Here is a 23034-nt window from a genome sequence, read left to right on the forward strand (position 1 = left end):
TAATGTCGAGTAGTTTTGTGATAAAATGTAATTGTTCCATATGATTCTTTCTAATGATAGTTTGGTCGCTTTTCATTATAGATGATATGGGACTTTTTTTCTACAACAAAATAGGCTCCATAATATCTATAGGGGATTTACCCACTACAAATATTATAGAGCCCAAAAAACGACATTTGGGATTTCCTTTTAGCGAAAAGGCTTTCTCTATGATATAATAGTTTCATGATTACAACAGTACCTATAAAAAATGAAAAAGACATCGCAGTACCGGATAAAACAGTTCTTGTTTTAGGCTATTTTGACGGTATTCATAAGGGACATCAGAAGCTTTTTGAAGTAGCTAGTAAGGCTTCGATGAAAGATTATCTTCCAGTTGTTGTGATGACCTTTACAGAGTCCCCTAAGCTTGCTTTGCAACCTTACAAGCCAGAATTAATGCTTCATATTGTTAGCCATGAAGAACGAGAACATAAGATGAAATGGCACGGAGTAGAGGCTCTTTTCCTACTTGACTTTAGTAGTAAATTTGCTAGTTTAACGGGGCAAGAGTTCTTTGATACCTATGTTAGAGCATTAAAACCAGCGATTATTGTAGCGGGATTTGATTACACGTTTGGTTCTGATAAGAAAACTGCGGATGATTTGAAGGACTATTTTGATGGAGAAATCATCATTGTTCCTCCTGTTGAGGATGAAAAGGGGAAAATTAGTTCTACTCGTATTCGTCAAGCTATTCTTGATGGAGATGTCAGGGAAGCTGGTCATTTACTTGGCACTCCTCTACCGTCACGTGGAATGGTTGTTCATGGCAATGCACGTGGACGGACTATCGGTTACCCAACAGCAAACTTAGTTTTAAGAGATCGAACCTATATGCCAGCAGATGGTGTTTACGTAGTCGATGTCGAAGTGCAGCGTAAAAGATATCGTGGAATGGCGAGTGTCGGGAAAAATGTTACTTTCGATGGAGAAGAGCCACGTTTTGAAGTCAATATTTTTGATTTTTCAGATGACATTTACGGTGAAACAGTTATTGTCTACTGGCTAGACCGTGTCCGTGAAATGGTCAAATTTGATTCCGTTGAAGAACTGGTAGACCAACTCCAGAAAGATGAAGAAATTGCTCGGAATTGGAAGGATGGATATTCTGTCATTTAAAGGTCTCAGGTATAGAAAACGTCTGAAAAAGCTACTAGATGGATTAGTTATTTTGGTAGTAGTTTTGATAGTTTGATACAAAGCACTTTCAGTCCTCCTAGTTTCCTATTTTAGTAACTGTTTATGTTCAAATTATAGACGAGGCTTTATTATGCAAACGCAAGAAGAAATGAATGTACTGGTACCTGAAAAATTAGCAGAAATTGAGCGTGATTTCGATGTCACAGTTTTGTGGGCTATTGAGTCTGGTAGTCGTGCTTGGGGCTTTGAGTCTCCCGATAGTGACTTTGATGTACGATTTATCTACAAACACAAGCAAGATTTTTATCTCCGTTTGAATGAACAGCGCGATGTTATCGAACTACCAATTGACGATACTTGGGATGTGAGTGGCTGGGATTTAGACAAGACTTTAAAACTTTTTTATAAGTCTAATCCTACACTATTTGAATGGTTACAGTCTCCAATTATTTATCAACAGACGGATTTTATTGAACGAATACGTCCTCTTGCAACCCAGTATTTTTCTGAGAAAAAAATGCTGTACCATTACTTGAACACTGCAAGAACTCAAATGAATAAGTATCTTTCAGGAGATAAGGTCAAACCTAAAAAGTATTTCTATGCGCTGCGTCCTATTTTGGCTTGTCGCTGGATTGAAAAATACCATTCTGTTCCACCGATTTTGTTTGATGATTTGGTCAAAGAATTACTTCCGTCTCAAATGCAGGAGCATGTTTCAAGCTTGCTAGACATTAAGATAAATGGGCCTGAAGGTATGGAAATTGATCCGATAATGCCAATCCAGCACTACATCATCAAAAACATCAAAGAGCTGGATGCATACGTTCAAAGTGTTACCGAGGTGAAGAAAGACTGGAAAGCTCTAAATCAATTTTTTCTTGAAGAATTAGGGCATGACTGAGGTTGTTTATGGGTAAATGGACATGTAAATGCGGGCAAGCGATGAACGACCATAGGTCGCCCGATTCAAATGCTTATTCAGTTTACTCGGATGAGTTGTTAGTAGAAATCATGAATAAAAAAGATGGTAATGATTCAATTTCTTATGAAGACATTTCAGAGGCTTCATTTTATATGTGGAAGTGTCCTAAATGCGGTAGTTTCATGGTTTTTGGCGAAGACGGAGATGGAGATCGCTTTACTTTTTATGAACGCCAAGAAGTTGAAAAGGTCGAGCCTCTCTTTGATCCGGATCAAGAGTTAAATATCGTTGTTGTTGAGTTTCAGGAGGGAGGAAATGGCTATACTTATATCTGCGATGACCCAAATATCCATATTGGGCACGCTGTTATTGTCCCAGTAGGGAAGGAAAATACTGAAAAAACTGCATTAGTTGTGCAGAAGTATCATGCCCTACCAAGGGATATTACTTTTCCTGTTCAAAAGTTAAAACGTGTCATTCGTAGGTATTCATATTTCGACCCAATCACTTCGAAAAACGTTTGTAGAAATTTAATTAAGCTTGGAAGAATTTTTGATGCTTGCTCTAAAAACTCTAAACCAGCGCCTCAGCAAACATATTACGTTATCAAAACTCCCTTAGGCTATTTCTGGTTAGAATTAAATGGAGTTCCGATTCCAATGAAAATCACACAGATTCAAGTCAAAGATAAAAAGTACCAAGTAGATAGCGCCCTTTATATAAAGCCTTCAGAGATTAACTGTAGAAGATTCTATGAACTAGAGTTGTGTGCTGATTTTGATATTGATGCCTCGAGATGGATCGATGTTCTCTCAGATGAAAACGTTTGGGGCAATAGCTGGGAACTAAATGGCCTTCAATTTGGTATTACTGCTGGGGAATCTCCAGAATTTGAAGACGAAGTTGTTGCAAGAAAATATAGTCGTATTCCACTTTATTATGACTGGCACCCTGAATTTGAAGATTATTATGGATTCAGCTTAGCTTGGAAAAAATACGAGTCTGATAGCGATTTGTCAATAGATTTTTATACAACATAAGAAAGTTATAAAACATCAAAAATGACATCTTACTATAGACTATTTAACAAAAAACGAACAGGCTCTTTTTCTGTTATTCAGAAAAGAACTTGTTCGTTTTAACTTTTATGGTCTTAGCTTGCTTTTTTAAAACACGCGATATACATAGGGATTTTCTGGTTTATCGACTTTGGTAAAGCTATCGATTTCCAAGGTTGGGAGGTTTTGTTTGAGTTCTTTATGGTAGTGATTGACCAGTTTTCCTTTGGCTGTTATCCAGGTGTTGTTCTCATACTGACGGGTATTTCCCTTGGTCAGTAATCCATAGACACCTGAATCCGCGATACAGTGAATAATGCCGAAGCGGAACAGAAATTGGCTATTGGCATGACTGGGGTCATTATAGACAAAGCCAGTGAACTGGACTGTCTTACCCTCAAACTCATCTGGATAGTCGTAGATAGCTTCCATGACTTCCATATAGTTTTCATTCGTAATCTGAATGCTATCTTGGGACAAGTATTTATCCGCCGCAGTTCGCATCTCCTTTTCATAGGCTGTTTTTGAAAAATAAGAACTGGTATCTGGTTTCAAATATTGGCTTGTCGTCCCTTCACTTGTCTGAATGGCTTGATCCGTGCCTTCTGATAAGGGGAATTGATAGCCTTTGGCAGAAACGGTCTGAGAATCCAAGCTAACAGTTGGAAAAGTTAAACCGACGACAATTGGAATGGCAAGAAGAGCAATACTAGTTCCTTTAGATAATCGGCTATTCAGATGACTGTGGGTTTTGACTTGCTTCATCCAGATATACAGCTGGACGATTGCCAAGATAAAGGAAAGCACCATGGAAATATAGGCCAGATAGGAATAGTGCATGTTGATGTACTGGTTTAATTTGCCCGACAGATGGAGATAAATGGTCAATTCAAAATAGCCAGCTAAAACTAAAAATCGAATCATAGGATGACTCCAATCAAGAGAGAATAGACTAAAACGATCAGAGTCACAATCGTAATGAAGTGACTGATAAATCGTGCTTTCAAGTAATTTTTCATCATGAGAATATTCTTGATATCCAGCATTGGGCCAATCACAAGAAAGGCCAGAACTGGTGCCAAACCGAAACTTGAGAGAAGAGAAGCACCGATAAAAGCATCCGCCTCGCTACAGAGCGACAGAAGAAAGGCCAAAAGCATCAAGAGCAGGATGGCAAAAAGAGGGGTCGCACTGATAGAGGTCAGAATCCGAGTCGGAACGTAGACCTGTATAACAGAGGCAAAGAGACATCCGAATACCAAATAACGCCCCGTATCAAAAAATTCATCAATGGCTTGCACAAAGACCTGAAAAACTTTTTTTGCAGGACTCAAATGAGAAAAATCATGCTCATGACAGGCCAGACGATTTTCTTTTTGAATGGGTTCTTGCCAGAAAAATCCTAGAAAAATCCCAAGTATCACAGCCACAACGATGGACCCCAGAGCTCGTAACAGGGCGATGTGAAAGGAATTGCCAAAGGCAGAATAGGTCGCAAATAGAACAATGGGATTGATAACTGGTGCAGTCACAAGAAAAGGAACAGCCGTGTAACTGGGAACTTTCTTTTCCAGAAAACGATTGATAATCGGGACGATTCCACATTCACAAGAGGGAAAAAGTATCCCGACGAAGGTTCCAAAAAAGATTCTCCCCCAACGATTTCGAGGGAGAAAATGATAAACCTTGTCAGGTGTGATATAAACCTCAATCAGACCTGAGACAATACTTCCTATCAGTACGAAAGGGAGGGCTTCAATGATAATGGAGAGAAAAATGGCTCCAGTCTGAAGCACACTAGATGGGAGTTGTTGGAAAGCAGTCATCTAGTTTTTCTTTTCTGCTTTGGCTTTTTTCTCTTTGTCATCAGGGAAAGTAACTTGTTTCAAATCAGGGAGTTTCGCAAACTCTTCAAACATCTTGTCCAAGTCGTCTCGTTTTGTAAATTTCACAGCCATAGGTGTACCTCGATTCTAAATTCTACCTCTATTATACTATTATTTTGAGGAAAAGGGATTATTTTGATAATCAAAGATGCAAAAATAGGTAAGGTAAAACAAGATCTGTTCCTTATAGTATAATATCCATACCTCTGATACTTTTTTTGAGCAGTTAGCCAAACTTTTTGTTCAGCAATATACCCATTTGATGATTGATTTCTACTGTGGTGTTAATTTCATAAACTTCAGTGTGTTTGATGAACTACTCAAAATTTATTACCGCAAAATCAATAACGCCGTTTTTAACGGTTAGATTGTTAATAAACACTGGTAAGTTGATTGCTGGTAGGTGTCCCACAACTTCGGTGCAGACCCATTTTGGCATCGATACCCAAAAGTTTTGTGGGTTGATTTTATTGCCAAGTTTGACTAATTCTGTTTAACGTTATAGTCGTTCACAATTTATTTATTAATACTCGAGAAGGATTACTCTGTTTGTTAAGGAAGCCCAGCTTTTTTTATGTAAAATTTACAGTCTGGAAATAAATTTCCAAATTCGAATTGAAAGAGTATCTTGAGGAGAAAAATCCGATATATGGGCAGGCAATGGTGTTGTAGAATGTGGATTATTAGGGAAAGTATATTACAGGCTATAATGTTGATTGCTACCTTCAAAGATTTTACTTCATTTGAATATTCAAGCAGACAAGTGCATCTTAGGAATTTTATCCTTACTCGAATCATGAAACATCTCAAAGTTTTTCTCATCAACTTGCTTCCAATCTAACTTAAAATTATTAAAAGAATATAGGTTGCTTCTATCTCTAGTTTTTTGAAGAAATTGGGAGTCGGTTAGTAACAAGAAGAGTGTGAGAAACGACTCAAAATTTGCTATAATAGAATCAGAAAAATTTGAAAAACCCGAAGGGTACCCTTCCTTTATTATATTCATAATAAAGGAAGGGTACCCTTCCTTTATTATATTCATAATAAAGGAATCCTATCAGTCCTTCGCTAAATTATAACTGAAAGGTAAACTTTATATGAAACAAGAACTGGAACAGCTTCTGGCACAAAATGGCACCTTTATGGTGGAAGGCGCACTCAATAAAAATAAACTGGCAGAATTAGCACGACAGTATAATCCTGAACTCCTCAGTCTCTTGATGAGTGATGAAAAAATCTCTAATCACTTCTTTTCTAAGCTGGAGACAGGTATTCTCGTCTTTAAGAAGGATGTCTTTTTACAGTTTCTCAACAACAAGGAGTTCTTACCAGATAGCTTTACCGCGTATAAAACTAAAATTGGGTTAGCGACAGGTGAGAAGTACCTGTCTGAAAACAATGATGTTGTATTGAGCTTTCCATACAAAGATTGCATACTTGAGGGTGGACAGACTAAGGACGATGCCAAGCGTCAGGAGATTTTCTTTAATGAAACACTCGCTCCAACAGAAATCAATCGTTTGCTGGATGACAAGGTCTTGACTAATTTCAAGAGATACGACAAAGATGGTGTGCATAACGTGGAAGAGATAAAAGATACTGATAATCTTATCATAAAAGGGAATAATCTTATCGTTCTGCATAGTTTGAAAAAACGTTTTGCTGGAAAGGTCAAGCTCATTTATATTGACCCGCCGTATAATACAGGAAATGACAGTTTTGGGTATAATGATAGCTTTAACCATTCTACTTGGTTAGTATTTATGAAGAATCGCCTGGAAGTAGCGAGAGAGTTGCTAAGTGAAGATGGGCTATTATGGGTTCAAACTGATGATGGAGAAGTAAATTATCTAGGGGTACTATTGGACGAGGTTTTTGGTCGCGAAAATTTTATAAACTTAGTTACTGTAAAAACAAAAATTGGAGGAGTATCTGGAAGTTCAGAAGGAAAGAGCCTGAAAGATGCTACCGAGTTTATTCAAGTCTATGCTAAAAACAAGGAGTCGATTAGCTTGAAACCGATTTTTGCAATGACACCAGTTTGGGAATATATTCAAACTGAGTATATTGAAGCAGGCAAAAGTTGGAAATACACTTCTGTTTTGTTGGATTTAGGTGAGAAAGTGCTAATTAAAACTGACAGCAAGAATGGGAGAGCTTATTATCATTATCCAAATGCAAAGACTTGTTCAGTTAGACAATATGCTAACGATCATGGTTTAACAGAAGAAGAGATTTATAATTCAATACCAGAGAAAATATTTCAATCAACTAATGCTCAATCATCTGTAAGAACTACTTTAATTCGTGAAACTGAAAATATAGAAAGTGGTTTCGTTAGTGTTAGCTATGTACCGTCAAAAGGGAAAAATCAAGGCGAACTAATAGAGATATTTTATACCAATACAAAGCGTATGGTAATGTTTCTGTCGGATATGTTAACGGAAGATGGTGAAGGGAACTTGCTTTACAAGGAAAAGCTAACCACATTATGGGACAGTATTCAGTATAACAATCTTTCAAAAGAAGGTTTGGTTGACTTTCCTAATGGGAAAAAGCCCGAGAAACTACTTCAAAATATTATTGAAATGAGTACAGAGGAAAACGAGATTGTTTTGGATTTCTTCGGAGGTTCAGGCTCAACAGCTGCGACATCACAGAAGTTAAAACGGCAATATATTTCAATTGAACAGATGGACGGACAAATAGAAAAGACAATTGAGCGATTAGTAAATGTAACCTCTGGAAAAGACGAGAAAGGTATTTCAAAAGATGTCAATTGGTCTGGTGGCGGTAGCTTTGTTTACGCTGAACTTAAAAATGACGCCCAAGACTTCAAGAATGCTATTTCCGAAGCGACAATAACAGAAGAACTACTGGAGCTATTTGAACTTGCCAAAAAATCTTCCTTCATATCTTATCGAATTGAGCCTAAAAAACTGAAAGCTAATGAATTCGAAAAGATTTCATTAGCAGAACAAAAGCAAATCCTATCTGAGATTATTGATAATAACAATCTCTACGTGAATTACTCGGATATTGACGATATTGATTACGGGATTTCCGCTCAAGATAAAGAGCTCAATCACGCTTTCTACGGGAAGGAACAGTAAGCTATGCCTTTCATTTACGAAACCTATGACACCGTCAGTCGCTCTGGCTTCAAAAACTTTCGAGTAGATTTGCCAGATTACATTACTAAAAACCTGAAACATCCTTTGCGTCCGTATCAAGAGGAGGCTATTGGACGCTACCTTCACTATAAAACAGATAGCAATCGTGCTATTCCAGAGCAAGTCCTCTACAATATGGCGACTGGTTCTGGGAAGACGCTTTTGATGGCGACGGTTATCTTGGAAAAGTACCAGCAAGGTGAGCGAAACTTCATCTTCTTTGTCAATAACGACAATATTCTTACCAAAACCAAGGATAATTTCTTGGAGAGCTCTTCTGGTAAGTACCTTTTTGCGGAAAAGATTGTCATGGATGGGCAAATCGTGACAGTTCGTGAAGTGATGGATTTTTCAGATAGCCGTGAAGATAGTATCAATATCGTTTTCACCACCATCCAAAAACTCCACCAAGACCTGAATACGCCACGAGAAAATCGTCTGTCTTATGAGCAGTTCAAGGATATTTCTGTTGTCATGTTGGCGGATGAAGCCCATCACTTGAATGCTGGACTGGATACAAACGAGAAAAAAGACAACACCAGCTGGACATCTACCATTGAAGCTATCCAGAACACCGCTAAAAAATCCAGTATTTTTGAGTTTACGGCAACGATTGACCTAACAAATCTAACCTTAGCTCAAAAGTACGAAAAATCCTTACTTTTCAAATATGATTTGAAGGAATTTCGACTGGACAAGTATTCGAAAGATGTCCTCTTTCATCTGGTGGATGGCGAAGTCAATAATCGTATGTTGCAGGCTATTATCATCAGCCAATACCGCAAGAAAATAGCGCTAAAAAATGGCATCAATCTGAAACCTTTGGTTATGTTCAAATCGCAGAAGATTGCTGAGAGCCAAGAAAATTTGGACGAATTTTTGAATTTGCTGGAAAATATTGTCTCTGCTGATATTCAAGCCCAGCGAGAGCTTTTTTCAGAAATGGATGAAAAATCAAACATTTTGAAAAAAGCATTTTCCTATTTCGAAAAAGTCGGTATTTCTAACGCAGACTTGGTGGCTGAGCTTCAGGAAGATTTTCGAAAAGAACGCCTACTCCTAGTAGATGGAAAGAACAAAAATAAGGACAGTCTCACTCTCCTCAACACTTTGGAGCAACCAACTAATGAAATCCGTGCAATTTTTGCTGTAGATATGCTGAACGAGGGATGGGACGTTCTCAATCTTTTCGACATTGTCCGACTTTATGACACCCGTGATGGGAAGAACACAAAAAACGGATTTGTCGCTGGAAAAACTACCAACACCGAGAAGCAGTTAATTGGCCGTGGTGCTCGTTATTATCCTTTTGTGATTGGAGATAATTTTGAAGAAAAATACATTCGTAAATTTGATGACAATGAAAATAACGAACTCCGTGTGATTGAGCAACTTCACTATCACTCTGCTAATAATCCTGGCTATATTTCAGAACTCAAGCAAGTCTTGCGTGAATCTGGGATTTATGATGACCAAAATCTGGAAGAACGTGAGCTCAAGCTTAAGGAGTCTTTCAAGAAAACGCGAACCTACACAGATGGCGTCGTTTGGATGAATAAACGCCTTTCTTATGAGCAACTACTTGAACAACGTCAAGAAAGTCTATTTGATACGAATTTCATTCCCAAATCTTTCGAAGTCAAACTCCCAACCCATATTGTGCGAGATATTGAGGCATTTGATGAAGGAAATTATGTTTCGGATTCATTAGAGGTGATTACCTTCAAATTTGGCAAAGTTATCAGCAACAATATTGTCAGAACGGCTATCAATCGCAATAAAAAGTTCTCGTTCGATAATCTACAGAAAGCTTTCGTAGGATTGGCAAATGTTGCTGGATTTATCAATATGCTTTCAGATATTGATATGCGAGTGGAGTCTCAATACAAACTAGTGAATGATTTAATCCCAGACGACAAACTTTATATTACTGAAAAACTTCTCCATCACATTGAAAAAGATTTGATTGCGACCGAGGAGCGCTTCTTCGGTTCAGAAAAATTCGAAAAATACAAAATAAAGGACTTGTTTGAAGATAATATCTTGCGAAAATACACCATTAACCATCAAAGCCAAGCAGAGTTTGGTTTGTCACAGAAAAATATAGCCGAAACCCAATATTTCGAAGATTTGGATAATCTAGACTGGTACGCTTACAATGACAACTTCGGCACAAGCGAGGAAAAACTTCTCGTCCGTTTGATTAAAGATTTGATGACTGAACTTGAAGAAAAATGGACAGATATCTACCTACTTCGAAATGAAAAAGCTGTAAAGATTTATAGTTTTGCTAATGGGAAAGCCTTTGAACCAGACTTTCTCATGTTCGCTAACGACAAAAATACAGGGAATGTTTCTTGGCAGATTTTCATTGAACCGAAAGGAAGTCAATTCTTGGACGCAGATAATACTTTCAAAAATAGTAAGGAGGGCTGGAAACAAGAGTTCTTGTATCAAATCTCTGAACGAGATGAGGCGAGGACGCTAGTTGATGATGAACATTATCGGATTGTAGGTTTGCCGTTCTTTAATGAGACGATAAGTAAGGACGAGGTCAAGGAACAACTACGGACACTTTAATACATAACGTGAGTAGGAGATAAGAAAATGTATATTTCTAAAATTAAACTAGTAAACTTTAAGAGTTTTAAAGGAGAGCATGTTATTGAGTTCTCGGAAGGTGTAAATTTTTTCGTAGGAAATAATAACTGTGGTAAGACGACAATTTTTAAAGCAATTGAATTTATTCAGAGTGGAAAAAACAAGTTAGATTTTATAACTCAGGGTCTTGAGACTGAAAATATATCTGTCGAACTTGAATTCAAAGGTGCAGATCTCAGTGAAATAGTTAATGATGAAAACCTAAATCTTAATAAATACAGTGACTATGTAATCGACAATGAAGATGGTACGTATAGTCTTAGGGTTTTAAGGTCGTCTCAGGAATGTGAAGTAACGCAAGGCAAAAAAACAGTTTCTTTAGATATCTCAAAAGTAAGGATTTATAATCCAAATTCAACCGAGGAAGATGATATAAAGAGGTTTGAAAACCCCACAGGCATTGATAAAACGATTACGGCATTATTTGATGCTCAGTTTGTATATTCGGATATAAGGAATGAAGATTATCAAGATTTTGGTAAGACCAAAATAATAGGTAAAATAATTAATGATATAACAAAAGATTTTCAAAAAGGTGATACCTGGAGAAAATTTCAAGATGCTCATAACAAAACTTTTGGAGATGAAGGATTGGGTAGAATTCTTGAAGGAATTGCGACTAAAATTTCCTCCGTGTTGAAAGAGCAGTATGGAGATGGTGAGGTACAATTTAATTTTGGATTGCCTGAAATTGATAATTTCTTTAAGACGGGTAGTCTTCTTCTTTCGGATAATGGTATTTCAACTTCTGTTTCAGAAAAAGGTACTGGAATGCAACGGGCATTAGCTTTAAGCTTAATTCAAGTTTATGCTGGTGTGCTTGATAATGAAGAGGAAACATTATCTAAGCCAATTATGTTTTTTATTGATGAGCCTGAGACATTTTTACACCCTAAAGCGCAAGATAAACTTATCGATTCACTTAATAAAATTGCGGAAAAATATCAAGTTTTTATTACGACTCATTCTCCTTACCTGTTAAAAAAGTTTGACTGTAGAACTCAGCAAATCAATATTTTTTCCAAGAATGACGACGGAGTGAATTTTGTATCGGATAAGCGGGAATTAAATTTATTCGGAACTACCTCACCGACAATAGGAGAAATAAACTACACTGCTTTTGGAGTAAACAGCGTGGAATTTCACAATGAATTATATGGATTTATCCAAGCAAAAGCGATCGATGAGGATGAAAAAAATTATTTCGAGAAAGAATTCGACAAATGGCTTGTAGATAAAGGCGTAACTCAAGATAAAGACTATCATCGTTTATTAAAAAACGGGAATATTCAGCAAGAGCTAAAAACTCTTCCAACTTTAATTCGCAACATCATTCATCATCCAGAAAATCAAAATAACAGATATACTACAGAAGAATTGGAAGAGTCAACAGAATTACTTTTGAATATTTTACATGATTTAGTGTAAAATAAACAGGATGTCTTGACATAGACGTCCTGTTTTGGGTTATGGGAATATTATTATTTTGGACTGCTGTTTGCTCTATGGTATAATAGGTTTATGGATAAAAAATATGAAAAAATCTCCCAAGATTTGGGTGTAACCTTAAAGCAAATCGATACCGTTCTAAGTTTGACGGCTGAGGGGGCGACAATTCCCTTTATCGCGCGTTATCGAAAGGACATGACTGGTAGTTTGGATGAGGTGGCGATTAAGGCCATTATCGACCTGGATAAAAGTCTGACTAACCTCAACGGCCGTAAGGAAGCTGTCTTGGCTAAGATTCAAGAACAAGGCAAGTTGACCAAGGAATTGGAAGAAGCTATCTTAGCTGCCGAAAAACTAGCAGACGTTGAAGAACTCTATCTTCCCTACAAGGAAAAACGTCGAACCAAGGCAACCATTGCTCGTGAAGCTGGGCTATTCCCACTTGCTCGCTTAATCTTGCAGAATGTAGCTGACTTAGAGAAAGAGGCAGAGAAGTTTGTCTGTGAAGGATTTGCAACAGGAAAAGAAGTTTTGGCTGGTGCAGTTGATATCTTAGTCGAAGCCTTATCGGAAGATGTCAATTTACGTGCCATGACTTATCAGGAGGTGCTGAGACACTCTAAACTAACTTCTCAAGTTAAAGATGAAAGTCTTGATGAAAAGCAGGTGTTTCAGATTTATTATGATTTTTCAGAGACAGTTGGAAATATGCAGGGTTATCGTACCTTGGCTCTCAATCGTGGGGAAAAATTAGGCATCTTGAAAGTTGGCTTTGAACATGCGACGGATCGTATCCTAGCTTTCTTTGCTGCTCGTTTCAAGGTGAAGAATGCCTATATTGATGAAGTGGTTCAGCAATCTGTTAAGAAAAAGGTCTTGCCTGCTATCGAGCGCCGTATTCGTACAGAATTAACTGAAAAGGCAGAAGAAGGAGCTATCCAACTCTTTTCTGATAATCTGCGCAATCTCCTCTTGGTTGCTCCGCTGAAAGGGCGCGTGGTTCTTGGGTTTGACCCAGCCTTTCGTACAGGTGCCAAGCTAGCTGTCGTGGATGCAACAGGGAAAATGCTGACGACTCAGGTCATTTATCCTGTCAAACCAGCATCAGCTCGTCAAATCGAAGAAGCCAAGAAAGATTTGGCAGATTTGATTGGTCAATACGGTGTAGAGATTATTGCAATCGGAAATGGAACGGCCAGTCGTGAAAGTGAAGCCTTTGTGGCAGAAGTCCTTAAGGATTTTCCAGAAGTCAGCTATGTTATCGTCAATGAAAGTGGTGCTTCGGTCTATTCTGCCAGCGAACTTGCTCGTCAGGAGTTTCCAGACTTGACCGTTGAAAAACGCTCTGCTATTTCTATCGCCCGTCGTTTGCAAGATCCTCTTGCAGAGTTGGTTAAAATCGATCCTAAGTCAATCGGTGTCGGTCAGTACCAGCACGATGTCAGCCAGAAGAAGTTGTCTGAAAGTTTGGACTTTGTCGTGGATACAGTGGTTAACCAAGTCGGTGTCAACATCAATACAGCCAGTCCTGCTCTTCTTTCACACGTAGCTGGACTCAATAAAACCATCTCTGAAAATATCGTCAAATACCGTGAGGAAGAAGGAAAAATTACTTCACGTGCCCAAATCAAGAAAGTTCCTCGTCTGGGGGCCAAGGCCTTTGAACAGGCAGCTGGTTTCCTCCGTATCCCTGAAAGTAGAAATATCCTTGATAATACAGGGGTTCACCCAGAAAACTATGCTGCGGTTAAGGAGCTCTTCAAACGCTTGGATATCAAGGACTTAAATGAAGAAGCACAAAATAAGCTTAAGTCCCTTTCTGTCAAGGAAATGGCGCAAGAGCTAGACCTTGGTCCAGAAACTCTTAAAGATATCATTGCAGATCTTCTCAAACCAGGTCGAGATTTCCGTGATTCCTTTGACGCACCTGTGCTTCGCCAAGATGTCCTAGATATCAAGGATTTAGTGGTTGGTCAGAAGCTAGAGGGTGTGGTGCGTAATGTAGTTGACTTTGGTGCCTTCGTTGACATTGGAATTCACGAAGACGGCTTGATTCACATTTCCCATATGAGTCGCAAGTTTATCAAACACCCTAGTCAAGTTGTGTCAGTCGGAGATTTGGTGACCGTTTGGGTCAAGAAAATTGATACTGAACGTGAAAAAGTCAATCTGTCGCTCCTCGCTCCAAATGAAACTGACTGATTACGTCAAGCAAGTTTCGCTAGAAGACTTCGGCAGACCTTTTATCCATTATGCCCAGTGGAATAGTCGTCTACGTTCGACAGGTGGGCGATTTTTCCCCAAAGATGGGCATTTGGATTTCAACCCAAAGGTTTATCAGGAACTGGGTCTGGATGTTTTTAGGAAAATTGTCCGACATGAACTCTGTCATTATCACCTCTATTTTCAAGGGAAGGGCTATCAACACAAGGATCGGGATTTTAAGGAACTGTTGAAAGCAGTGGATGGATTACGCTTTGTGCCCACCTTGCCAAATAGCAACTCCAAACCAATTAAGCTCTATCGTTGCCAATCCTGCCAGCAAAGTTATCATCGCAAGCGAAAGATTGATATCAAACGCTATCGCTGTGGACTTTGTCGAGGTAAATTGCTACTAATAAATCAGCCTGAGGACTGATGAAAGCCGAGCCTACCCGTGTTATACTATGTCTAACCTAGCAGAAAGAGGAAATATCATGAACAGTAAATTTTATAAAATGAGACGAAATCGTATGATTTCAGGAGTTTTGGCAGGTCTGTCAGACAAGTGGAACTTTGATGTTACCCTTGTTCGTTTCTTATTTGCCATTTTTACAGTCGCAAACTTTGGACTTGGCGTGATTATCTATATCATCCTAGCTTCTATCATGCCTACCAAGGAAGAAATCGAAGCAGAAATGTACGGAACAGGCCCACGTAAACGCAAAGAAGCCCAAGCTATTGACGACAATGAAGGCTGGTTTTGGTGAGGTAAATAAGAAAATAAGCTTTGTATTATATAATACAAGGCTTTTTTCATCTTGTCAGAATCTATGGCTAAATGGTATAATAAGCGTATAAAACGATTTTGATTATTATAGTGAAAAATTTTTCAAGAATCTATAAAGAGAGTTACTAAATGGAATCATAATCGAAAAATAATATTCATAAAATGTGGAGTTTTTTATGTTCGAACTAAATATAACAAAGTTAATTATTGTATGTGATGAGAGTACAGTTGGATATGCTAATTACTTACGCCAACTTGTAAGTGCTAATGACGATGAAGAAGACGTAATTATAGGAACTAAAGATGGTGCAATTAAAGTAAGTGTTTGGTTAGAAAAGCATTATTTAGATAATATGTCTACAATATCGTCTAATGAACATGTTTTGTTTATAGGAGAAAATCAAGCTAGTAAAGATGAAATACCAAGTATGACTGTAAAATTTGACCAACTTGGAATGAAATATGGATGGTTAGGCAAGCGTGGTATGATGCTAGTTTCAAGTACTATAGATAACCCAGATAGTTACAATGAATTTATTAATCTCTGTAGTGACTACAAGACTGAGTTTGAACTAATAGAGTTTAAAAAACCACTTCATGAACAAGCACTAGACGCAGCTGTTGGTGTTATGGGTGATATTCCTGATATTATGATGAATGTTGGAAATACATTATTATCTTTCTTGGGACCTGTGCCAGCTATTGCAGCGGATGCAGTCAATGCGGTTGCAGAAGCTACAAAATGGATTACAACAACAGATGATCAGAGAAAAATTACTGACCAACAATTCCGAGCTTTGACTTTAATATTATACATGGATGGATTATCAGAGTTCTTGGAGGGGTGATGAATGGATGGTTTTAGAGAGGGATATGAATTCTTTCAAAAGCGAGCTGGTAATTTTGCAGGAATTGTAGATGGAGAGCAGTATATAGATACTGTAAATTCAGAGATAGATAATTTGATGAACTCTATTAATAATCTTAAATCAAGTGGTTCACTTGTAGAAACATTAAAGGGAGATGCTGCTGAATTTTGGCACGGCGGAACCTTTAATATTAAGGCAGTTATTAATTCCTCAAAAAACAGAGTACAAGTTGATCGTAGCCATGATTTTGGATCTGCTGATATTACGGGAGTAAACTTCGATGCTAAGTTTGGTTTAAAATATTATAAAGATGCTACTTCGACTGCTAAACAACAGTCAAAGAGTATTATTGATTGCTATAATGATTATAAACCTAAAGGTATAAAAGATGAGTTTCCCATCTATTTAGAAAAGAGAAGTATGGACAAAGAAATAGATCCGAATACTACAGTCTATTTTGAACAACATAGAATTGTTCCATCTGATCAACTTGAGGAAATTATTGCAATATTAGAAAGTAAAGGGCGAGAGTATTCAATTAATTCCCCCAAAGGTTTTAATAAGTATGAGGATACTCGAAATTACCTGAGTGATAGAGTTAGAGATAATAAAGGAAATGAGTCAATTCCTTTATCTAAACAAGAAGCTCACGATCTAGCGCAATTGGCTAAAGAGGGTGGAGTAAATTCTGAGGATTTACACTTAACAACTGAAGAGCTTATTAAATACACTCATATATTAAAACAATCATACAAGGCTGGCTTAACTGCAGCAACAATATCGATGGTTTTGCAAGTTGCACCTGAAATATGGAATGCAATAGCTTATCTAATTAAGAATGGATATGTCGGTGAAAGACAATTTAAAAAAATAGGTTTTGCAGCACTTACAGGAGCAGGCGAAGGATTTGTAAGAGGTACAGTTTCAGCAGCAATTACAGCAAGTTGTCTGTCTGGGGTATTTGGAAAGACTCTTAAAAAAGCTAATCCATCAGTAATAGGTGTAGTGACAGTACTAGTAATGAACTCGATGAAGAACTCGTATAAAGCATTTACTGGCGAGATGAATAGAAGTGAGATGGTGACCGAGTTAATTAAAGAAATGTTTATTACAACCTGTGCATTTTCAATGGGATTATTAGGAAAAGCATATATCAAAATTCCGTTACCTAAATTTCTTTCTCAACTTAATGAAGTTGTTCCTTTAGGATACATGATAGGTAGTTTTGTAGGATCAATAGCTGGCTCTGTTATTTACTCTTCAATATACAATCCAGTGCTATCATTTTGTGTTGAGTCAGGATTTACTCTATTTGGTTTAGTAGATCAAGATTACGAGTTGCCAGAAGAAGTATTAAAAGAAATAGGAATTGAAGTTTTTGAATATGAAAAGTTTGAATACGAACCGTTTGAATATGAGAAATTTGAATACGAGCGATTTGAATATGAACAATTTGAGCATGAGAAACTTCATACGATATTCCTAAGAAGAGGAGTTATAGGTGTAAATTGTGTAGGATATTTATAATAGTCGGATTGAATATCTTTTATAAGTACGAATATATTTATAATTATAAAAGACAATTTTTTTCTATCTGAAATTAGTTTTATTAAGTTAAATCAGTCAATAACTATTAAATGCTGAAAAAGAAACGCAAAGAAGTCCAGGCCATTGACGATAATGAAGGCTGGTTTTGGTGAGGTAGAAACAGTTATTTTACTGTTAGTCTATGAATTCGACTAATCTATTTTAAAATTTTTGAACCCTTGTATCTGCAAGGGTTTTCTTCTTACTTTCTTTTTATGGTAAAATATTTTTAATGAAATGGCTACATTTCCCCCAATCTTACAAAAATGTAAGATTAAAGTCTCTTTTGTAAGGTTAGGTTATGGCAAGCGATCTTTTTTTGATGTAAACTAGACTCATAAAGAACAAAGGAGTAACATCATGAAACAAATCTTACATAAGAAAACAAGAAAACCAAGCCACAAAGATATCGAGCGCGTTCAGCTGGGATGCGCTATGATGCAAGCAACATTTCATTTGATGGGATATTAAGAAAGGAGATTCTCATGACACTTTTAGATGTAAAACACGTTCAAAAAATTTACAAAACACGTTTTCAGGGCAACCAAGTAGAGGCCCTCAAGGACATTCACTTTACCGTGGAAAAGGGTGACTACGTTGCCATCATGGGTGAGTCTGGTTCTGGTAAATCAACTCTTCTCAATATTCTAGCTATGCTGGATAAACCAACTCGTGGTCAGGTTTACTTGAATGGAACTGACACCGCAACCATTAAAAATTCACAGGCTTCTAGCTTCCGTCGTGAAAAGCTGGGCTTTGTCTTCCAAGACTTTAACTTGCTAGATACTCTCTCTGTAAAAGATAATATCTTGCTTCCGCTTGTCTTGTCAAGAAGACCTATTACGGAGATGATGAAGAAATTGGTGGTGACAGCTGAGAATCTAGGCATCAACCAATTACAAGAGAAGTACCCTTACGAGATTTCTGGTGGTCAGAAACAGCGTGTAGCAGTAGCACGCGCCATCATCACAGAACCTGAAATTCTCCTTGCGGACGAGCCAACAGGAGCCCTTGATTCCAAGTCATCTGCAGCCTTACTTGATGTCTTTGATGAAATCAATGAGCGTGGCCAAACCATTCTCATGGTAACCCACTCAACGGCAGCAGCTAGTAGAGCCAAGCGCGTGCTCTTCATCAAAGACGGCATTCTTTACAACCAAATCTACCGTGGAGAGAAGACAGAACGTCAGATGTTCCAAGAAATTTCTGATACCTTGACTGTCATGGCAAGCGAGGTGAATTAGTATGTTTCGATTAACCAATAAGTTAGCGGTATCGAACTTGATTAAAAACCGCAAACTCTATTATCCTTTTGCACTGGCTGTTCTCTTGGCAGTCACCGTCACCTATCTCTTTTACTCCCTAACTTTCAATCCCAAGATTGCGGAAATCCGTGGAGGAACAACCATTCAGGCTACACTTGGATTTGGTATGTTTGTCGTCACCCTTGCGTCAGCCATTATCGTCCTCTATGCCAATAGTTTTGTAATGAAGAACCGTTCCAAGGAACTAGGAATTTATGGCATGTTGGGCTTGGAGAAGCGTCATCTTATCAGTATGACCTTTAAGGAGTTAGTGGTATTTGGGATTCTAACTGTTGGAGCGGGTATCGGTATTGGAGCCTTGTTTGACAAGTTAATTTTCGCTTTCTTGCTCAAACTGATGAAATTGAAGGTTGAGCTGGTCGCTACCTTCCAAATGAATGTTGTCATTGCAGTACTTGTTGTCTTTGGATTGATTTTCCTAGGCCTCATGTTCCTGAATGCCCTTCGAATCGCCCGTATGAATGCCCTCCAGCTCTCGCGTGAGAAAGCAAGCGGAGAGAAAAGAGGTCGTTTCCTACCTCTCCAAACTATTCTTGGTTCCATAAGTTTAGGGATTGGCTATTATCTTGCCCTTACGGTAACCGATCCTCTTACAGCCCTAACAACTTTCTTCCTAGCTGTTTTACTGGTTATCTTTGGGACCTATCTCTTGTTCAATGCAGGAATTACAGTCTTCCTCCAAATCTTAAAGAAAAACAAGAAATACTATTACCAACCTAATAACCTGATCTCAGTGTCTAACTTGATTTTCCGTATGAAGAAAAATGCGGTTGGACTAGCAACTATCGCTATCTTGTCAACAATGGTTTTGGTAACCATGTCAGCAGCGACAAGCATTTTCAATTCCGCAGAAAGCTTAAAAAAAGTTCTAAATCCGCATGACTTTGGAATTACTGGAAAAAATGTTGAAAAAGAAGATTTGGACAAACTCTTGAGCCAGTTTGCAAGTGACAAAGGTTATAGTGTCAAAGAGAAAGAAGTTCTTCGTTACAGTAACTTTGGTATTGCAAATCAAGAAGGAACCAAGTTAACTATTTTTGAAAAAGGACAAAACCGTGTCCAACCAAAAACAGTTTTCATGGTATTTGACCAAAAAGATTATGAAAATATGACTGGTCAAAAACTGTCTCTATCAGGAAATGAGGTCGGTCTCTTTGCCAAAAATGACGGACTGAAAGGACAGAAAGTACTAACTCTAAATGATCATCAATTTTCTGTCAAAGAAGAATTTAATAAAGATTTTATTGTCAACCATGTCCCAAATCAGTTTAATATTTTGACTACTGATTACAATTACCTTGTTGTACCTAATTTACAAGCCTTTTTGGATCAATTCCCAGATTCGGCTATCTATAATCAGTTTTACGGCGGTATGAATGTAAATATCAGTGAAGAAGAACAACTCAAGGTCGCTGAAGAGTATGAAAACTACCTCAATCAGTTTAATGCTCAATTAAACACAGAAGATAGCTATGTTTATGGTAGCAATCTAGCAGATGCTCGTTCTCAGATGAGTGCCCTCTTTGGTGGTGTCTTCTTTATCGGTATTTTCCTATCCATTATCTTTATGATCGGAACCGTTCTGGTCATCTACTACAAACAAATTTCTGAAGGCTATGAAGACCGTGAACGCTTTATTATCTTGCAGAAAGTCGGTTTGGATCAAAAGCAAATCAAGCAAACCATCAACAAACAGGTTTTAACTGTTTTCTTCCTTCCTTTGCTTTTTGCCTTCATACATCTAGCATTTGCCTACCATATGCTTAGTCTGATTTTAAAAGTAATTGGTGTAATAGATACGAATATGATGTTGATTGTGACCTTGTCTATCTGCGCTATCTTCCTCATCGCCTATGTGCTGATTTTCATGATTACTTCTAGAAGTTATCGTAAAATTGTGCAAATGTAAAAAAAGATACCTCGACTTCAAAATCGAGGTATTTCTTATGTTCTAAATGCTGAAAAGTTGTCCGAGCAGGAAAGTAACGCCCATAGTTAAGAGACCAATAGCAAGGTTCCGAATCATAGCCGTTTTGGTCGGGGCTTTTCCAAGTCTAGCACTTGTGTAGCCAGTGAGAAGAAGAGCCACACCGACGATAAGGACAGTAGCAGGTATGCGGTATTCACTTGGGAAAATGGTAATTGAAAGCATTGGTGGTAAGCTACCAAGGAAAAAAGAAATAAAGCTAGAGATAGCAGCATGCCAAGGATTGGTGAACTCTTCATACTCAATCCCATATTTTTCCTCTACCAAAGCCTTGAGCGGATTATTTAAAAAGGCTTTGTTGGTGAGAAGTTGGGCTGATGTTTCACACTCACCATTTTGAATATAGGCAGCATAGAGGGACTTTTTAGCTAGCTCCATGTCTTGGTCTAGCAAGAGTTGCTCACGCGCAACGGCCGCTTCCTCAGTATCTTTTTGAGTTGAAACGGATACATATTCTCCACCAGCCATTGAAAAGGCACCAGCTAAGATAGCTGCAAATCCTGATAAAAAGATAATCCAGATATTGATCGTAGCACTGGCAACCCCAATAACCACACCAGCAATGGAAATAATTCCATCATTAGCACCAAGAACACCCGCACGCAGGATATTTAAACGACCTGCAAAATTTGAATCGATTTCGTGATTTGTTTCTGACATACTATTCTCCTTTTTATCCAGTATAAAGGAAATAGATAATGAAATCAATCTTTTAAAAGTATCTGAAAAAAGTTGCACGATTTTAATGATGTAAAAATATTGTTACCTTCTCTAATGGGTCAAACATCAAAGGTAAAAAGGTATGGAGCTATACTACAGTAAAAAGTATGTTGCAAAATGAAAAGTACAAAGGGGATGCCTTACTTCGAAAATGGTCAGGTTATAGAAATATAATCTGGCTTTTTTCTGTGGAGAGTCATATTGGTTTTATGGTATAATAAATAAGATTAGACAGATTGAAGAAATAAAGGGGGATACATAAATCGTTACAAGGTGCAAACCCTAAATGCACTTTGCACACCCCCTAATTCAAAAAAGGAGATAATTGTATGATAAAACTCATTACCACAGAAATGGGGATTAAGTGAATAATACAATAAAAACTCAAAATAGTTAGAAATAAAAGAATTGTAGAGGTAGTATTGAAGTAAGCTAATGTAATTTGATACGTATTGGCTGAAATTAAACCGTTAAAAAGTAGGTAATTGTTAAATAGTTGTTTTAATCGCAAAAAAAGAAAAGGAGTGAACATGGTGATTAATGAATTGATAGCTAGAATAAATCGAGTGTGTAGAAATGATAAGGAAAAAGATATATTATCTTTAACATATATTATTTTGTTAGTATCATATTTTTGTGTGATTGTAGTTCCGCTATTGATTGTTACTTTAGAACCGTTTATCAAATATGGGATTTATCAAACGCCGAGTGTTTATCATTATATTATGAATGGAGGAAATATTCCACAAAAAATAATTAATATTACTTTTGATATCAAAGAATTTATATGGATTTTAAAAATTTCTTTAATTGGACTAATACCTGTAATTTCTAGGATCATTTTTAAGAAAGCTAAGTTTCAGAGTGAATTTATAGTGATGGTATTGTCAATTTCAGGATTGGTATTCGTCAGTAGAGATTACTTAGGTTGGTCGATTATATTTTTAGTGTTTTTATTAATCGTGTATATTATTCCTTTAGGAGAAAGAAAGTATTTTAATTTAATTAATAATGCAAAGTATCTAGAAGAAATAAGAAAAAATTATCTTCATAAAAATCAAGAGTTTTCAAATAGAAAGTTTTATGAAAAATTAGTAGGAAAATTTTTAGTAATAGCAGTGTTGATATTTTTAATAGCAGCACTGTTGAGTTATTATATGAAGATATCATTTATTTTCATGATAATTATTATTAGCTCTTTAACTTGTATTTTATACTTATAT

18 protein-coding genes and 1 pseudogene are annotated in these 23034 nt (G+C 37.2%); 15 read left to right on the top strand and 4 right to left on the bottom strand.

What is annotated here, in order from left to right; genetic code table 11:
* Positions 1-225: 225 nt before the first annotated feature.
* From GEZ85_RS06200 to GEZ85_RS06210, 3 genes are all read left to right on the top strand, one after another.
* Complete coding sequence (locus tag GEZ85_RS06200; RefSeq protein ID WP_153209799.1) at positions 226-1161, top strand: bifunctional riboflavin kinase/FAD synthetase; 936 nt, start codon at positions 226-228, stop codon at positions 1159-1161.
* Positions 1162-1312: 151 nt separating this feature from the next.
* The gene (locus GEZ85_RS06205) at positions 1313-2086 is read left to right on the top strand and encodes a nucleotidyltransferase domain-containing protein (protein ID WP_001194457.1); all 774 of its coding nucleotides are present in this window, start codon (positions 1313-1315) and stop codon (positions 2084-2086) included.
* 8 nt (positions 2087-2094) lie between these two features.
* Positions 2095-3147, top strand: a complete 1053-nt coding sequence (locus GEZ85_RS06210; protein ID WP_000521318.1) for a hypothetical protein — start codon at positions 2095-2097, stop codon at positions 3145-3147.
* 126 nt (positions 3148-3273) lie between these two features.
* On the opposite strand, the gene GEZ85_RS06215 is transcribed toward GEZ85_RS06210, so the two are convergent.
* From GEZ85_RS06215 to GEZ85_RS10490, 3 genes are read right to left on the bottom strand one after another with little or no spacing between them, the layout of a single operon-like run.
* Positions 3274-4089: a TIGR03943 family putative permease subunit gene (locus tag GEZ85_RS06215; RefSeq protein WP_045611789.1), complete on the bottom strand. Its 816-nt coding sequence runs from the start codon at positions 4087-4089 to the stop codon at positions 3274-3276.
* Entirely contained in the window at positions 4086-4991 is a 906-nt protein-coding gene (locus GEZ85_RS06220) for a permease (RefSeq protein ID WP_153209800.1), read from the bottom strand. Before GEZ85_RS06220 ends, GEZ85_RS06215 begins: the two co-directional genes overlap by 4 nt.
* On the bottom strand, positions 4992-5123 hold the full coding sequence (locus tag GEZ85_RS10490) for an SPJ_0845 family protein (protein WP_000268685.1): 132 nt from the start codon (positions 5121-5123) through the stop codon (positions 4992-4994).
* Between the two features lie 1025 nt (positions 5124-6148).
* Between GEZ85_RS10490 and GEZ85_RS06230 the strand changes: the two genes are divergently transcribed.
* The 10 genes from GEZ85_RS06230 to GEZ85_RS06275 all read left to right on the top strand — a co-directional run bounded on the left by GEZ85_RS06230 (position 6149) and on the right by GEZ85_RS06275 (position 21013).
* Complete coding sequence (locus tag GEZ85_RS06230; protein WP_153209801.1) at positions 6149-8164, top strand: DNA methyltransferase; 2016 nt, start codon at positions 6149-6151, stop codon at positions 8162-8164.
* A gap of 3 nt (positions 8165-8167) precedes the next feature.
* Positions 8168-10804, top strand: coding sequence for a DEAD/DEAH box helicase family protein (locus GEZ85_RS06235; RefSeq protein ID WP_153209802.1), 2637 nt, complete (start codon positions 8168-8170; stop codon positions 10802-10804).
* Between the two features lie 27 nt (positions 10805-10831).
* Positions 10832-12313 carry an AAA family ATPase gene (locus GEZ85_RS06240; protein ID WP_153209803.1) on the top strand — a complete coding sequence of 494 codons (1482 nt, stop codon included), beginning with the start codon at positions 10832-10834 and terminating at the stop codon, positions 12311-12313.
* 93 nt (positions 12314-12406) lie between these two features.
* A complete protein-coding gene (locus GEZ85_RS06245) occupies positions 12407-14536 on the top strand; it encodes a Tex family protein (protein ID WP_153209804.1) in 2130 nt (709 codons plus the stop codon).
* The gene (locus GEZ85_RS06250; RefSeq protein ID WP_153209807.1) at positions 14523-14972 is read left to right on the top strand and encodes a SprT family protein; all 450 of its coding nucleotides are present in this window, start codon (positions 14523-14525) and stop codon (positions 14970-14972) included. The genes GEZ85_RS06245 and GEZ85_RS06250 overlap by 14 nt, the downstream gene beginning before the upstream one ends.
* 58 nt (positions 14973-15030) lie before the next feature.
* Complete coding sequence (locus GEZ85_RS06255; protein WP_001085044.1) at positions 15031-15303, top strand: PspC domain-containing protein; 273 nt, start codon at positions 15031-15033, stop codon at positions 15301-15303.
* 196 nt (positions 15304-15499) lie between these two features.
* Positions 15500-16171, top strand: a complete 672-nt coding sequence (locus GEZ85_RS06260; protein ID WP_084924284.1) for a hypothetical protein — start codon at positions 15500-15502, stop codon at positions 16169-16171.
* A gap of 3 nt (positions 16172-16174) precedes the next feature.
* Positions 16175-17719, top strand: coding sequence for a hypothetical protein (locus GEZ85_RS06265; protein WP_084924286.1), 1545 nt, complete (start codon positions 16175-16177; stop codon positions 17717-17719).
* Positions 17720-18264: 545 nt separating this feature from the next.
* Positions 18265-19023, top strand: coding sequence for an ABC transporter ATP-binding protein (locus tag GEZ85_RS06270; RefSeq protein WP_000173372.1), 759 nt, complete (start codon positions 18265-18267; stop codon positions 19021-19023).
* A gap of 1 nt (position 19024) precedes the next feature.
* The gene (locus GEZ85_RS06275; RefSeq protein ID WP_153209805.1) at positions 19025-21013 is read left to right on the top strand and encodes an ABC transporter permease; all 1989 of its coding nucleotides are present in this window, start codon (positions 19025-19027) and stop codon (positions 21011-21013) included.
* Positions 21014-21055: 42 nt separating this feature from the next.
* Here GEZ85_RS06275 and GEZ85_RS06280 read toward each other — a convergent pair whose 3' ends face one another.
* Positions 21056-21751: a VIT1/CCC1 transporter family protein gene (locus GEZ85_RS06280; RefSeq protein ID WP_153209806.1), complete on the bottom strand. Its 696-nt coding sequence runs from the start codon at positions 21749-21751 to the stop codon at positions 21056-21058.
* Between the two features lie 98 nt (positions 21752-21849).
* On the opposite strand from GEZ85_RS06280, the pseudogene GEZ85_RS06285 reads away from it, so the two are divergent.
* Positions 21850-21963, top strand: a pseudogene (locus GEZ85_RS06285) (recombinase family protein); the annotation flags it as partial.
* Between the two features lie 378 nt (positions 21964-22341).
* A partial coding sequence (locus tag GEZ85_RS06290; protein WP_409349514.1) for a hypothetical protein occupies positions 22342-23034 on the top strand: 693 nt, incomplete at its 3' end.

This window comes from Streptococcus mitis, from assembly GCF_009496205.1.
GTDB classification, from domain to species: domain Bacteria; phylum Bacillota; class Bacilli; order Lactobacillales; family Streptococcaceae; genus Streptococcus; species Streptococcus mitis_BN.